This window comes from Pseudomonas sp. gcc21 (assembly GCF_012844345.1).
Lineage (GTDB): Bacteria > Pseudomonadota > Gammaproteobacteria > Pseudomonadales > Pseudomonadaceae > Halopseudomonas.
The window spans coordinates 959304-973806 of the sequence record NZ_CP051625.1 but is presented as its reverse complement, the minus strand read 5'-3'; the positions used below and the strand labels follow the sequence as shown (position 1 = coordinate 973806).

11 protein-coding genes are annotated in these 14503 nt (G+C 57.6%); 2 read left to right on the top strand and 9 right to left on the bottom strand.

Annotated features, from left to right (window positions below):
* Positions 1 to 202 precede the first annotated feature (202 nt).
* Positions 203 to 2512 (top strand): TonB-dependent receptor, encoded by a 2310-nt coding sequence (locus HG264_RS04635; RefSeq protein WP_169406559.1) that lies wholly within the window; start codon positions 203 to 205, stop codon positions 2510 to 2512.
* A gap of 413 nt (positions 2513 to 2925) precedes the next feature.
* Here the strand turns inward: HG264_RS04635 and HG264_RS04630 are convergent, their stop codons facing one another.
* From HG264_RS04630 to HG264_RS04615, 4 genes are all read right to left on the bottom strand, one after another.
* Positions 2926 to 3084, bottom strand: coding sequence for a hypothetical protein (locus HG264_RS04630; RefSeq protein ID WP_169406558.1), 159 nt, complete (start codon positions 3082 to 3084; stop codon positions 2926 to 2928).
* Entirely contained in the window at positions 3081 to 3380 is a 300-nt protein-coding gene (locus HG264_RS04625) for a hypothetical protein (RefSeq protein ID WP_169406557.1), read from the bottom strand. Before HG264_RS04625 ends, HG264_RS04630 begins: the two co-directional genes overlap by 4 nt.
* A 226-nt stretch (positions 3381 to 3606) precedes the next feature.
* The gene (locus tag HG264_RS04620; RefSeq protein WP_169406556.1) at positions 3607 to 5376 is read right to left on the bottom strand and encodes a sodium:solute symporter family protein; all 1770 of its coding nucleotides are present in this window, start codon (positions 5374 to 5376) and stop codon (positions 3607 to 3609) included.
* 16 nt (positions 5377 to 5392) lie between these two features.
* Positions 5393 to 5659, bottom strand: a complete 267-nt coding sequence (locus HG264_RS04615; protein WP_169406555.1) for a DUF4212 domain-containing protein — start codon at positions 5657 to 5659, stop codon at positions 5393 to 5395.
* Between the two features lie 579 nt (positions 5660 to 6238).
* Here HG264_RS04615 and HG264_RS04610 point away from each other — a divergent pair.
* Positions 6239 to 7624: an NAD(P)-binding domain-containing protein gene (locus HG264_RS04610; protein ID WP_169406554.1), complete on the top strand. Its 1386-nt coding sequence runs from the start codon at positions 6239 to 6241 to the stop codon at positions 7622 to 7624.
* Between the two features lie 133 nt (positions 7625 to 7757).
* Here the strand turns inward: HG264_RS04610 and HG264_RS04605 are convergent, their stop codons facing one another.
* The 5 genes from HG264_RS04605 to HG264_RS04585 all read right to left on the bottom strand — a co-directional run bounded on the left by HG264_RS04605 (position 7758) and on the right by HG264_RS04585 (position 14502).
* On the bottom strand, positions 7758 to 10391 hold the full coding sequence (locus HG264_RS04605; RefSeq protein ID WP_169406553.1) for an AAA family ATPase: 2634 nt from the start codon (positions 10389 to 10391) through the stop codon (positions 7758 to 7760).
* Positions 10388 to 11512, bottom strand: coding sequence for a DNA repair exonuclease (locus HG264_RS04600; RefSeq protein WP_169406552.1), 1125 nt, complete (start codon positions 11510 to 11512; stop codon positions 10388 to 10390). The genes HG264_RS04605 and HG264_RS04600 overlap by 4 nt, the downstream gene beginning before the upstream one ends.
* Positions 11513 to 11576: 64 nt before the next feature.
* The gene (locus tag HG264_RS04595) at positions 11577 to 12629 is read right to left on the bottom strand and encodes an NAD(P)-dependent alcohol dehydrogenase (RefSeq protein ID WP_169406551.1); all 1053 of its coding nucleotides are present in this window, start codon (positions 12627 to 12629) and stop codon (positions 11577 to 11579) included.
* Positions 12630 to 12838: 209 nt separating this feature from the next.
* On the bottom strand, positions 12839 to 13105 hold the full coding sequence (locus tag HG264_RS04590; protein WP_169406550.1) for a YebG family protein: 267 nt from the start codon (positions 13103 to 13105) through the stop codon (positions 12839 to 12841).
* A 197-nt stretch (positions 13106 to 13302) separates the two neighbouring features.
* Positions 13303 to 14502 carry a polysaccharide pyruvyl transferase family protein gene (locus HG264_RS04585; protein WP_169406549.1) on the bottom strand — a complete coding sequence of 400 codons (1200 nt, stop codon included), beginning with the start codon at positions 14500 to 14502 and terminating at the stop codon, positions 13303 to 13305.
* Position 14503: the final 1 nt, after the last annotated feature.

Genomic DNA, 14503 nt, shown 5'->3' with positions numbered 1-14503 from the left:
TTTGAGCGGCTGTTTCGCATTGCAAAAAGCCGCTTTAGCGCGACACAAGCTGAACTGCTTCCGGGAAAAATCACCCGCCACTACCGTGCCATCAAATACGAACTATTATCATTTGCTGTTGATAACGGCTAACGTAGAGGTTATAAAACGTCCTGTCAACAAGACATATTTCAAATTCATCTCATCGTCTGGAGGCTTTCCGATGCCACGTACGTGCGCGCTCACACTCTCTCTTTCCTGTCTGGCAATCGCCTGCGTGGAAGCCGCCGAACAGCACGAGTCAGCGTTGGCATTGCCCGCCACGACTGTTTCCACTACACGTATGCCGGGCACCGTTGCGCAGATAGCCGGAAGCGTGCAGCGGATCGAGGCTGCTGAAATTCAACAACAGAGCGCCGCCGGCACCAAGCTGGCGGATGTGGTGGGCTTTTTGATTCCTTCACTCGGTGCCAGCAGCGGCACCGCCAGTAATTACGGACAAACCATGCGTGGCCGGCAGGTACAGGTACTTATCGACGGCGTTCCGCAGACAGGGTCGCGTGATGTCGCACGCCAACTGAACAGCATCAGCCCTGACTCGATCGAGCATATCGAGGTGCTCAGTGGGGCCACAGCGCTATACGGTGCGGGCGCAACGGGCGGAATCATCAATATCGTAACCAAACAGAGCCAGGGCGAGCCCCTGGCTTTTCGTTCGCGGATCGGTGTGGCGGGCGGTGAGCTCGACGGCGATTCACTGACCTACGAGCTGGGGCAAAGCGTCGCTTTCGCGCGGGAGTCAGTGGACGGATTCTTCGGTATCAACGCAACGGAGCGCGGCGCGCGGCTGGACGCCAGCGGTGATCGGATCGCCCCGGAGCCAGCGCAAACCAGCCGGGAAGATACCCGCACGCTGGACCTCAACGGCCGGCTGAATATTCAACTCGGCGAGGCCCGCCAACTGACGCTCAGTGCCCAGCATTATGATGACGAGCAGGATACCGACTACGGTCCCGATTATGGTCCAGGTCTGGCGGCATTGTTGGTTCCGGGCTTTCAGCCCTCACTGGACGCTGTGGACGGCCTGGTTCTGGATGACCAGCCGCGCACCCGACGCAACCGCTTCAGCGCCACTTACCAGGACGAGGATGTACTCGGCCAGCAACTCACTGCCGAAGCCTATTACCGCAAGGAACGTAGCCGCTTTTATCCCTTCGCTACGCCCTTCTCGGTAAGTAATGCATTGCCGGCATTGATGGCATTGCCCGTCACGCCGGCGGAGCGCGCCGCACTGGCTGAACGCATTCAGGGCAGCGCCATTGCAGTGTTGCAATCGGAGTCCGAGGTTGAAGTCACCGGGCTCCGGCTGGCACTGCAGTCGGGCCTGGACGTCGGCGGGCGGACCACCGAACTGGTCTATGGCGTGGATTACGAGCAGGAGCAGAACAACCAGAATGCCGATAGCTTCGATCTTGCGACCTTCATGACAAGTAACGGGCTGGTGCACGACTTTACCGGGAGCCAATATGCATACGGGCCCGATGTCGAGATCGACAAGCTGGGCGCGTTCTTGCAGACCCGCACGCCACTGACCGAGGCGTTGAGCTTGCAGGCCGGGGTTCGCCACGAACGCATCCGCAGCGAAAGCGACGCGTTCACCCCCACGGCTGAAGCCCTTCTCGCGGACCTGGGCAGCGATTTCGGGCTGGGTTATGCACCGGGTGCGGTCGCCTCAGGCTCGGTGAGACACAACGCAACGCTGTTCAATGTCGGCCTGGTTTATGATCTCGACGACCAGCAGCAATTATTCGTGAATTTCTCCCAGGGCTTCAGTCTGCCGGATATGCAGCGCGTGCTGCGCGACGTGACGCCAGGATTTACGGTCTCTTCCGACAATGTCGAGCCGATCAAGGTGAACAGCGTTGAAACGGGCTGGCGACACGATGGCGCACGTATGGATGCTTCGGTCACGGCGTTCTATAACCGCTCCGACAAGGTGGTGCAGTTCCAGCGCGATTTCAGCGTGAGCGTTGCCGACACCGATGAGCGCGTTTACGGAGCCGAGACCCGCCTCGCCTATCAAGTTGCACCGCAGTGGTCACTCGGCGGCAGCCTCGCCTACACCCGCGGCCAGTTCAAGGACAGCAGCGGCACCTGGCGTGATATGAACAGCTTCCGCGTATCACCGCTGAAAGCCACAATTTATGGCGCCTGGGACCGCAATGGATATGGTGCGCGGTTGCAGATGTTGGCCATTCGCGGAACCGACGATGCCTACGAGGATTCGCTGCGCGCCAGCTTTGATGCCAATGTGCGTCCGACACCGGCCGCACAGATCGACGGCTACGCCGTGACCGATCTGCTCACCTATGCCGAGTTGGCAGAAGGAACACTGGAGCTGGGCATTTACAACCTGTTCGACCGCGATTATCGCTCGGTCTATAGCCAGGAGGCCGAGGCGACCTATGGCAGTTTGTCGGCCATTCCCGCCGAAGGCCGCACGGTTGCGCTGAGTTATTCGCTGGAATATTAGGGTCTGTTGCCGTTCGGTGATTGGAAGCCGACGGCAAGGCTATGGAGGGTCAGGTTCCATCCTGGCCGGCTTATTAGACGGCGATGCCGCTGGTCGAGGTGGAGCTCGACGCTCCATAGCGCCGTGTTTATTTCGGGCAGTGTACTTGTCGGCGACGTCCATGGTCGAGCTGGTGCCCGACCCTCCCAGAAGAACCATTTCACACATTGCAAGGTGTTCGCCGGCATTTTTGTTCGCCTAACGCCTACTGCGGTCCCACAGATTCTGGTACAGGCTGCATAGGTTTTTGTGGGGTGCGTGACTCACGGCGATAACCAGCCATCCGCCCCGCCAATGTCGCTATTGCTCCTTCTCGCTATCATCCGCTCTGAAACCAGAGCTCTGCAGCTATTGCAAACAGCTACGCATACCCCTCAATAGCTATCCAGCCGGCCAATGTCCCGTGTTTGCAGCCGCGCCTCGGCATCCTGATTGTTCGCCAGCATATCGAACAATTCCGTCTCCTCCGGTATCGATGCCAGCTGTGCGCGTAGACGATACATGTCCTTGAGAAGCTGGTGGGCGGTGATCACGTTCGCCAGGATGTCCTGTGTGTCGTGGCAACCAAGGCAAGGAGGGATCCGCTCAAGCACCTGGGGATGACTAAAGTTCTGCGAGTCAGCCAGGTCTTGAGCAGATTGGGATTGGCATTTTCCAGATAATTGGCCATGGATTGATGCATGCGCTGTTCGCGATCAGTCAGAAAGTCGAGCGTCATTCTCATTCGCTCATACTGCTGTTCGCCGGCTAAACGGCGGTACTGGGCGGCCAGTTGATTGTGGAACTCGACGACCCATTCCAGCAGATCCTGCACTTGACGAAACGCCATGGTATTTCTCCCGGATCCTGTTCAACTGCGTTCGGTCAGCCCGCGCTTCAATAACACCGTCGTCAGGCGTGCCGGCCTTGTTCTCTCCAAACACAGTACAGGTTCCAGAATCACAACGGGCAGAGCAAAGGAGTTACCTCTTCTGCGTATTGATGAATTTGGCAGCCTCCTGCCGGAAACGAAGAAGCCCTCATCGCTGAGGGCTTCTTGTGACAGCATCTAGAGCTTAGTGGGCAACTGCTGCCCCTGCTCCGCGTGGCACCCGGATATCCTCGATCAGGTGCTGGATATGCTCCGGTGGTGCCTTGGTGAATGAAGCCACGGCGACCGCAGCAATGAAGTTGAAGATCATGCCGAGTGTGCCAATACCTTCTGGCGAAATGCCAAGCCACCAGTACGCCGCATTATCCATTTCAGGACTGATGAACTTGAAGAACACAATGTAGCTGAAGGTAAATGTCAGACCGACGATCATGCCGGCAATGGCGCCTTCCTTGTTCATCTTCTTGGAGAAGATCCCCATGACGATGACCGGGAAGAACGATGCCGCTGCGAGACCGAAGGCAAACGCCACCACCTGCGCCACAAAGGCCGGCGGATAGATGCCGAATATGCCCGCAATCAGGATCGCCACCCCCGCAGCAATACGTGCGGCCAACAGCTCTTTTTTCTCGCTGATATTCGGCATCATGTTGCTCTTGAGCAGGTCATGCGAAACTGACGTCGAAATCACCAGCAACAGACCCGCCGCGGTGGACAGTGCGGCAGCAAGCCCACCCGCAGCGATCAAGGCGACAACCCAACCAGGCAACCCAGCGATTTCCGGGTTGGCCAGAACCATGATATCGCGGTCTACATAGAGCTCGGTTTCGGCCGGAGTAGGCTCGTTGGTCACCAGGCGCTGACCATACTCACCGGTTTCCCCTGCAAAATTCGGCGCGCCAACGAAAGGTGCGCCAGGGCCGTACTGCACGATGCCGTCGTCGTTCTTGTCCTGCCAGGCAACCAGGCCTGCGATTTCCCACGTTTCGAACCAGTCAGGCAGCTCGGTGTAGGCGGTGTTAGGCACACTGGTCAGCAGATTGGTACGTGCGAAAGCTGCTACAGCGGGCGCTGTGGTATATAGAATCGCAATGAACAGCAAAGCATAACCTGCTGATTTACGGGCATCCCGCACAGTTGGCGTAGTAAAAAAGCGAACAATTACGTGCGGCAGGCCGGCGGTACCTACCATCAACGCCATGGTGATGAAGAACACGTCGATAGTTGATTTGGTGCCGTCGGTATACTCATTGAAACCCAACTCGGTACCCAACCCGTTGAGCCTGTCCAGTACTGACATGTCCGTACCGCTTACTGTGCTACCAAAACCCAGTTGCGGGATGGGGTTGCCGGTAATCAGCAGGGAGATATAGATGGCCGGAACCATGTAGGCGAACATCATCACGCAGTACTGCGCCACCTGGGTATAGGTGATGCCCTTCATGCCGCCCAGTACGGCGTAAAAGAATACGATCGCCATACCGATGATGACGCCGACGTTGATATCAACCTCGAGGTAACGTGAGAACACGATACCGACACCCCGCATCTGACCGGCCACGTAGGTGAACGAGATGAAGATCACGCAGATAACCGCCACCACACGGGCCGTCTGCGAGTAATAACGCTCGCCAACGAACTCAGGGACAGTGAACTTACCGAACTTGCGCAGATAGGGAGCGAGGCACATCGCGAGAAGCACATACCCGCCCGTCCAGCCCATGAGGTAAACGCTGCCATCGTACCCGGTGAAGGAAATGATACCGGCCATGGAGATGAAGGATGCAGCGGACATCCAGTCAGCACCGGTCGCCATCCCGTTTGCAATAGGATGAACGCCTTTACTGGCGACATAGTATTCGCTGGTGCTGCCGGCCCGGGACCATAGCGCGATCCCGATATAGAGCGCAAAGGTTGCGCCGACCACCAGATAGATCAGAGTTTGGGTTTCCATTCATTGGCTCCTGTTTTTATTCTTCGTGGACATCGTATTTACGATCGAGGCGATTCATCTTCCATACATAAACCCAGATGAGTGCCACGAAGGTATAAATGGAGCCCTGTTGAGCAAACCAGAATCCTAGCGGGAAACCGAAAAACCGGATGGTATCCAGTTCATCTACAAACAGAATGCCGGCACCGAAGGACACCACGAACCAGATGACCAGCAGCATGAGCATGAATCGCAGGTTCTCCTTCCAATAGCCGCGCGCTGCGTCTTCTTTCGACAAGGACATAACCATCTCCAATTGTTGTTTTTATTGCATAGTCACGTTAGCACCGCATCGGCAAACGTCGACTACGACTTTCGTAGGAAGTTATCCGAAGACCGCCGTTACATCCTGATGAAAAAAATCAGAATTACTTCACATCACATTGATTTAACTATGATTATTGCGACAGCTTCTCCCGAAAATAGCCAGTGATGCCAGATTGCCTGCTACTAATGTCTTAGTCTTGGATTTGTCTGATACGTCGACAAAAATGTGATCTGACGCACGCCACCTGCCCTGCCGCCCAGTACCAACGTTCCGTTTTCTTACGGCTGGAAGCGCGATGCTTTTGCCCGCGTCCCAGGATGGTTTCCGGCCGCTGCTTCAGGCTGCTCAGGACGAGGACCGATACGCTGGCCGGGGACGCCTGGTCACATTTCCCTCGTTTTTCCTGTATAGTCCTTTACACGACGAAGCAATCCAACCTACAGCGATGCTTCTGACCACATCCTGCTTTACCTTCAAGCTGCTGAATTAGAACAATATTACCCATCGACAGAGGGGTCACCGGCAGCCGTATCATCGTTAGAGGAGATAACTTATATGAGAGTCGCCATTATCGGTGCCGGCCCAAGCGGGCTCGCTCAACTGCGTGCATTTCAATCAGCCCAGCAAAAGGGCTGCGAAATCCCTGAACTGGTTTGCTATGAAAAACAGGCGGACTGGGGCGGATTATGGAATTACACCTGGCGAACCGGCCTCGATCAGCACGGCGAACCCGTGCACGGCAGCATGTACCGTTATCTTTGGTCAAACGGACCGAAGGAATGCCTCGAATTTGCCGATTACACCTTTGAAGAACACTTCGGCAAACCCATTGCCTCCTACCCTCCCCGCGAAGTCCTTTGGGATTACATCAAGGGGCGCGTCGAGAAAGCCGACGTACGCAAATACATTCGCTTCAACTGTCCGGTCCGCCAGGTCACCTACAATGACGATACCGAGCAGTTCACGGTGGTTGCGCACGACCATGAAGCTGACGTGGTGACGACAGAAATCTATGATCACGTCATCGTTGCGTCCGGACATTTTTCCACGCCGAACGTGCCCGAGTTCGAGGGTTTCGAGCGATTCAATGGCCGGATACTGCACGCCCATGACTTCCGCGATGCGCTTGAATTTCGAGGGCAGGACGTGTTGTTGGTAGGTAGCAGCTACTCCGCCGAAGATATCGGTTCGCAATGCTACAAGTATGGCGCACGCAGCATCACCACCAGCTATCGCACGCGTCCTATGGGTTTCGAGTTTCCTGACAACTGGGAAGAGAAACCGCTACTGCTCAGAGTCGATGGCAATACTGCTCATTTCAAGGACGGCACCTCCAAGCGGATCGATGCGATCATTCTGTGCACCGGTTACCTGCACCACTTCCCGTTTCTGGACGAGTCGCTGCGACTGAAGACCAATAACCGCCTGTGGCCGCTCGATTTGTATCAGGGTGTCGTGTGGGAAAACAATCCCAAACTGTTTTACCTCGGCATGCAGGATCAGTGGTACACCTTCAACATGTTTGATGCCCAGGCCTGGTATGTCAGAGACGTACTCCTTGGCCGCATCGCTCTGCCCGATCAGTCTGCGATGCGGGAGGACAGTCAGGCGTGGCGCGCCCGTGAAGAAGCGCTCGATACTGACGAAAGCATGATCGAATTCCAGGGTGATTACGTGCGCACGCTGATCGAGCAGACAGATTACCCAAGCTTCGACATTGATGGTGTGAACAAGACCTTTCTGGTGTGGGAAGAGCACAAGCACGAAAACATCATGACCTTCCGTGACTACTCCTATCGCTCACTGATGACAGGCACCATGGCCCCGCGGCACCACACGCGCTGGCTGGAGGCGATGGATGATTCGCTGGAGGCTTATCTGGCCGAGCCGGAGCACCGCAGCACGAAGGCTTCTACCCGGGCGCCTGCCAAAGCAGTATGACAGTAGCGGCGGCCTGACCGCCCCAGTATGCCGCTGAGCTCTACAGCAAGCCCGCCCCCGTGCGGGCTTGCTGCATTGTGGACGATGCACTTGAGGTACAAGCATTCCTAACCAGCCTGCGCCAGCAAGGCACTCAACCTTTAAGCGATTCGATCTCGCGTAAGGGGACGCCCATATCGCGCCAGTCGGCCGGGTGACAGCTGAACAGTAGAATCTGATGGCGTTGGGCTGCGTCAAACAGGATGCGCTTCATTTGCGCGAAGCGTTGGGCATCACTGTGGACCAGCGCATCGTCGAGAATGATCAATGTCGGGCGACCGGCTTCCTTCAACAGGTCTGCATAGGCAAGCCGACTGATCAGCCCCATCTGTTCACGCGCACCGAAACTGAGCAGTTCGAAATCGCCGCGTTCCTGTCCCCCACGCACCAGCTGTCCTGGAACCAGATTCTCGTCGACCTCAAGCGTCGCCTGCGGAAACAGCAGCTGCAGATAATGATTCAGGTGTCTTTGCAGAGGCGCCTGAAGTTGCCGGGTAAGCGCCTGCCGCTTGCCCTGTAGCAGGCTGGCCAGCAGACTGAGCGCACGGGCACGCTTTTCAAACTGCTGCACTCGCCGCAGCTGCGATGCATGTTCCGTAGCGCTCTTGCCTCTGCGCTCTTCCAGCCCGTCTGCATCCTGCGCCTGGAGCTGACTCTGCAGGCGGATGATCTCTTCCTTACGCTGTCGGTTCGCCAGTTCAAGTTGAGCCGCGCTAGTCTGAAATCGCCTGATATCCTGCTGCAGGATATCCGGGCGAGCGGTCTCGATCAGTTGGGCACGACCGTCGATAGCCTGCTCCAGCTGAGCCTGTTCATGGCGCAGCACAGTGAGCGTTTCATTACAGTCACGCTCCTGCTGCTGGCGCTGCGGGCTAGCCAGGCGCGCTTCAAGCTGACGGCATTCGTTCTCGGCGGTGTGCAATGCCTGCTGACACTGAATAAGCCGTTCCTGCAGCTGACGCTCGGCCAGTTCAGCTTCGCGCAGCGCAGTGGATGCCTGCTCCAATTGCTGCTCAGCCACGTCTGGCTGAATGACAGCGGTGGCGGGATCAACTGGCGCCTGTGCCTGCAACTCCGTCTCGACCTGCAGCACCTGATCGCGCAAAAGCGCCAGCTCATGCCGCAGGGCCTCAATTCCCTGAGGCGCATGGAGCGCCAGCATGCGTTCGTTCCCGTTGATTTCAGTACATAGCATGCGGGTCTGTTCGACTCGCTGAACTGCCTGCGCGACATCGTTCAGCTGCGCTGATTCAAGCTCGGCCGCCAATTTCTCACGCGCCCGGTCCAGCTGACGCGCCAGCTCGCCAAGATCCTGGCCGCCCGGTGCGATACGCAGGGTGCCGATGCCTTCGATCTGTAGCTCGGTCTTCTGCAACAGGCGCCGCACCCCCTTCCCGCTCAACGCCTCGCCATCGAGCAGCAACCGGCGCTCCGCAGCGAGCTCGAACTCCAGTACCGTCGCGATACTTTCCTGACGGATTTCCAGATCGCGCAGCGCATTGGCGAGTTGTTGCAGTCTGGCGAGCTTCGTTTCATCAAGCTGCACCCCTGCGAGTTGACGTTTCTGCTCCTGAAGCGTGACGTCCAGCGCTGTAGCCTGCTCGATGGCGGACGTCAGCTTTACCAGCTGGTCGTTGAGGGTTTGAAGCTTGTGTTCGAGCGCGCGGCGCTGCGCCTGTTGCCGGCTGGCCCGGTCAACTTCGCGCGCCATGTCGTAGGCGGCCGCGGCTTGTTTCAGCGCTTCGTTGGTGCTCAGCTGCTGCTCAGCGAGCTCATTTGCCTGCTGAAAGAGTACGTCCCGTGTGCTTCTACGCTCCGCCAACTCATCAGCCTGTGTCTGAAACCCGTGCAGCTGCTCGATGACCACCTGCATGTGATGACGGCACTTGAGCAATGCTTGCTCGTCTGCGCTTTGCAGCTCCCCAAGCTGCTGGACCTGGGCATATTTCGCTTCGGCCTCCGCTTGCTGAGCGCGTAATGCCTCCCAGGGACACTGAGCATCGTCCATCGCCTGCTGCGCTGTCAGCTCGTTCAAACGGTCGACCTGCTGACGGTATCGGTCCACCCGCTCGTCGAGTTCACCCAGCGCCAGCGAAAGCCTGTCTACCTGTTCGAGGGCCTCCCGATAGGCACCGCGCGGCTTGCCGGTTCGGGTAAGCAATTCCCCGAGTTCACGCTCCACCTGGTCGAGTATTTCATCACCGCTGCTGCTGGTCACTTCTCCCAGGGTTGCCCCAAGCACCGACTTCAAATGATCTCCGGCAAACTCCACGGCCGAGCGCAGCTCATGGCCGCTACCCTGCTCTATCCATAACAGACCAGGAATACCCCAGTATTCAGACCGGCTTGCACCGCGTCCAGGAAACTGAAAGCCAAGCAAAGCAGCCAGACGGTCTTCAGCCTCGTCACCGGACAGGACTTCCTCTCCAATGCTGAGATCGCAGCGTTTACGCGCCAGAAAGCGCTTCTTTAATCTGCAAACCTCACCCGCATGTGCAAACTCAAGCTCGATTTCAGGGGCGGCGCCGGAGTCACCCCATGGGCGCAGATGATCAACACTGCTGGAGCGATGCCGCTCAAAAAAGGCCGCCCGAATGGCCGCAGCGACAGTGCTTTTACCTGACTCGTTTGGTCCGCAGAAGAGGTTCAGGCCGGGATCGAATCCCGTGATTTCAACAGCTTGACGGAACTGGCGGAACTGGTTGATGCGCAGATACCCCAACTTCATTGCGCACCCCCTTCGCTCTGACGATCGCGCAACAGCCCGGATAGAATCACCAGCGCCTCCCGAGCCGTGCCGGCTGCGTCGCCCTGTTGCGCCTGACGCAACTCTTCAATCACCTCACCGAGATAGCCGTCAGCCTGTAAATCGGCAATGTCGGCTTCGGTGGGATACAAACGAAGATCCTGCAGATCGTATTCAAGATAGCGGTGGAACGCCTCCGCCCTGCTCAGGGCCTGATGCAAACGTTGTTCCCCCGCCAGGTCCAGATGGCCAGACAAGGCGATGCTGACGACCGACGGCTGAGCCAGTTGCTGCAGCTGATCAATAAACAGATCCAGATCCGAGGGCAAATCGAGCTGCTGGCTCCACTGCAGCCATGGGAACTGGCCGACAGCAACCGCAGTGACCTGCGGCTCGTCGCCGGGGCGCTCAATGCTGACATCCAGCAGCTGACCCGCACCGTTGCTCTTGAAGCGGTCCTGTTCAGGCGTACCGCTATACCAGGTACGCGCATCGATACGCTTGCAACCATGCCAGTCACCCAGCGCGAGATAATCGAGGCCGGCACGCTCGGCCCGATCCGGCGCGATAGGATTCGGCGAGTCGATATCTTCAGCCAGAATGCCCTGAACGCTGCCATGGGCAATGCCGATACGCAGCAGCCCGGGCGGCGTTTCGGCATGGTCGAACCATTCGGTGAGGTCACTATAGGTGTGCCGCTGCGTCAGCGGACCGGCCAGAACCGCCAGCTGCTGTTCAGCAAAGACCAGCACGCCCGGTTGTAGCGCAACGTGCACGTTATCCGGGATCGCCTCGAGCCGCTCGGCACGGGTCCACACACTTTCGGCCAGCGCGGCGTCGTGGTTGCCGGGAATCAGTATCCAGGGGCCTGCGTATCCTTGCATGGCCATGAACAGACGGCGGATGGTCCGGTCCGAAACCGTTTGCGCGTCAAACACATCGCCCGCGACCAATACCGCGTCAACATTCCGTTGATTGGCGAGCTGAGCTATACGCTCCACCGTACTGATCCGCGTTTCCGCAAGAACCGGCCCGTCTTCCGGACCGAAACGCTCATATTGTCGACCGATCTGCCAGTCGGCGGTGTGCAGGAAACGCGGCATCAGGTGTCCTTGTGGTCTCACTATCCAGCAACGCGGCGACCGGTAAGCAGATAGTAGATGAGTTTCAGGCTGGCGGAAGCGTCGCCATATCAATTACGAACCGGTATTTCACATCGCTCTTGAGCATGCGCTCGTAGGCTTCGTTAATCTGATCCATCGAGATCATTTCAATATCCGAAACGATACCGTGTTCAGCGCAGAAATCGAGCATCTCCTGCGTCTCGGCGATGCCGCCAATCAATGATCCGGCAAGTCGACGGCGACGGAATACCAGGCCAAAGACATCCGGTGATGGATGTGGCGTAGCCGGCGCGCCTACCAGCGTCATCGTTGCATCGCGCTTGAGCAGGACCATATAGGCGTCGAGATTATGCGGTGCGGCAACCGTATTGAGAATAAAGTCGAAGCTATCGCGGTGCGCGTCCATTTCGTCCTGATTCTTCGAAACGACCACTTCGCTCGCGCCCAGACGCAGCGCATCCTTTTTCTTGTCCGGCGAGGTAGTAAAGAGGACGACCCTGGCGCCCATTGCATTGGCAATTTTGACCGCCATGTGGCCAAGCCCGCCTAGCCCGACGACGCCTACCTTCTGACCCGGCCCGACCCTCCACTGACGCAGCGGCGAGTAAGTGGTAATGCCGGCGCAGAGCAAGGGTGCCACAGCGGCCAGGTTCTCCGTGTGGCTGATGCGCAGGACGAATTTCTCATCCACTACGATCTTGCTGGAATAACCGCCATAGGTATTCTCGCCGCCAGCAACCGGGCCGTTGTAGGTACCGGTGAAGCCGTTCTCGCAGTATTGCTCCAACCCCTCTGAACAGGACGCGCAGGCCTGGCAACTGTCGACCATGCAGCCGACGCCAGCCATATCACCCACTTTGAACCCAGTGACCTGCGAGCCCACCGCAGAAACGCGGCCAACAATCTCGTGACCCGGAACGGACGGATAGAGTGTGTTGTTCCAGTCGTTGCGGGCGGTGTGCAGGTCTGAATGGCAGACGCCGCAGTAGAGAATATCGATCTGTATATCCTGGGGGCCAGGTGTCCGGCGTTCGAAACGAAACGGCGCCAGCGGCGCATCAGGATTTGTCGCGGCGTAACCAAGTACTTCAGTCATGGGTTTGCTCCTGCAGAGAGGTGAGGCAGTGCGTCGTGTCATATCTCGACTCGATGCAATGCGTGCAGTTCCGCGCATGGGTCTGTTACAGATATCTGAGGCCGCCCGTCGCGCTGCAAGCGGGCGTTCCATTTTCCAGGAGTTTCATTTTCGGATCTGCGCACCTGCGGGACGTTAAGACACCCTCCTCGCGTATTGCGGTCCGGCAATCAGCTCTTTTGCGATGCCTCTTCGTCCAACGCTGCCAACGCGTCGGCATTATTCTTGAACGCTTTGGCAAAGATATCCCGACGTCTCGCCATGAAGAGGCTCGCCTCCTCGGCCTGTTGTTCTGATAATGAGGGTACGGCTTTTAACAACACCTCACCAAGCGCTTCAGCCAGTTCCAGCATTTTATCGTGACGGTCGGCTTCGGCTTTATCCATGAATAGCTGCTCCGGGTCTCTGCTGCTTCGATACACAATTTCAACGGCCATGCTTCACCTCAGGCTGTACGTGAGTCCTTTTATGCCGGGATCAGGCGAACACTGCCCGCGATCTCGGTCGGGGCATTGTACTGTATAGACATACAGGGTCATAGAGGAACGACTGCATCTGCCAGGTTAGAGGCCTGACAGATGCATGAATGTCGCGTAAGAAGCCGTGCGAAACCTACGAAGGGAAAACCTGAAGGTTAGGAGCAGACCGGTCCGACTGGCTTGATCGGGGCTGTCTGACGACCCGCGATGGGCGCGCTCAGTATCTTGTATACCTCGCTCCACATCGCTTGCGATTGTTTTTTCAACGCCTCAGAACGCAGCATCAGACGGACCGAAAGCTCCTGGGAGCGCTGTTTATCGGTCAGATATTCCAGCACATGGTCCAGCTCTTCTTCGGACATGCTGATATCCAGAATACCCGGCTCGAATCCATAGTCGGCAAACAGCATCTGGTATTTGTGACTCCAGCCAGTGGCCAGTGACGGAACGCCCTGGGACAACGCGCTGACCAGCCCGTGGAAGCGGCTTCCGACCGTACCCCGACACGCACCAAGAATACCCTTGATGGCAAGCGGATTGGCTTCAATGACGACCGGGATTCCCCCGACTGCCTGGGAGACTTCGCGCGCCAGGTTCAGGTCGTCCTCGCCTTCATGTACCAACATGAAGGGCTTGGCACCCTTGTCCAGCAGCCGCTGGGCAGCGCGCTTAAGAAAAGGCACGTAGCCCTTGGCGACCGCTTCACTGGTCTTGTCCATCATCCGGTAATTCGGAACGATGGCGATCTGGTGGGTCGCAGGATCGAAGTAGTCGGGCACCGTACCTTGCAGGAGGTTGGTGAAGTCCGGACACATCTTGATTTTATCCTGCTCGCCGACGATATCGGTCAGGTGCTTGTAGGAGACCGGTTCACGGGCAAAGATCAAATCGCAGTTGCCGACAAACTCCTTTACCGCGGCCTTGCTCCGCTCATCACGGAAGGGACCGAACGCCTGAGGCATGAGAATCACCTTGGTGCCGCGCTTTTTCCAGCGGCGGCTGGCACGGGCCAGTTCCTCGGATAATTGGGCACCCCACTGATCGGTATAGGCGAAACCAGCTGCATCCAGAACCACGTCGATCTCACTATCCAGCACTACGCCATACATTTCGCGCAGACGGGCCGGAACGAAAGCAGCCAAGTCCCCGAAAGGGATGTTCTTGCGCCACAACCAGGCTTTTTGATACAGGCCAAGCTCGGCTCTGCCACGGTAAGGATAGGGGCCGGTTTCCCGGCTCGGTTCCATGACGAGCCTGGCATTGGGGCAATTACGGCGAAGTTGTTGCACCACAGCATGCAGCATCAGCTCGGCGCCCTTGTTCACAAACCCGGCTTTTCGGATTTCAATGTTCATA

Excerpts from the sequence above, each read along its gene's own strand:
- HG264_RS04590 (WP_169406550.1), bottom strand. The coding sequence starts at position 13,105 with ATGGCCGTTGAAATTGTGTATCGAAGCAGCAGAGACCCGGAGCAGCTA.
- HG264_RS04625 (WP_169406557.1), bottom strand. The coding sequence starts at position 3,380 with ATGGCGTTTCGTCAAGTGCAGGATCTGCTGGAATGGGTCGTCGAGTTC.
- HG264_RS04595 (WP_169406551.1), bottom strand. The coding sequence starts at position 12,629 with ATGACTGAAGTACTTGGTTACGCCGCGACAAATCCTGATGCGCCGCTG.
- HG264_RS04585 (WP_169406549.1), bottom strand. The coding sequence starts at position 14,502 with ATGAACATTGAAATCCGAAAAGCCGGGTTTGTGAACAAGGGCGCCGAG.
- HG264_RS04605 (WP_169406553.1), bottom strand. The coding sequence starts at position 10,391 with ATGAAGTTGGGGTATCTGCGCATCAACCAGTTCCGCCAGTTCCGTCAA.
- HG264_RS04620 (WP_169406556.1), bottom strand. The coding sequence starts at position 5,376 with ATGGAAACCCAAACTCTGATCTATCTGGTGGTCGGCGCAACCTTTGCG.
- HG264_RS04615 (WP_169406555.1), bottom strand. The coding sequence starts at position 5,659 with ATGTCCTTGTCGAAAGAAGACGCAGCGCGCGGCTATTGGAAGGAGAAC.
- HG264_RS04610 (WP_169406554.1), top strand. The coding sequence starts at position 6,239 with ATGAGAGTCGCCATTATCGGTGCCGGCCCAAGCGGGCTCGCTCAACTG.
- HG264_RS04635 (WP_169406559.1), top strand. The coding sequence starts at position 203 with ATGCCACGTACGTGCGCGCTCACACTCTCTCTTTCCTGTCTGGCAATC.
- HG264_RS04600 (WP_169406552.1), bottom strand. The coding sequence starts at position 11,512 with ATGCCGCGTTTCCTGCACACCGCCGACTGGCAGATCGGTCGACAATAT.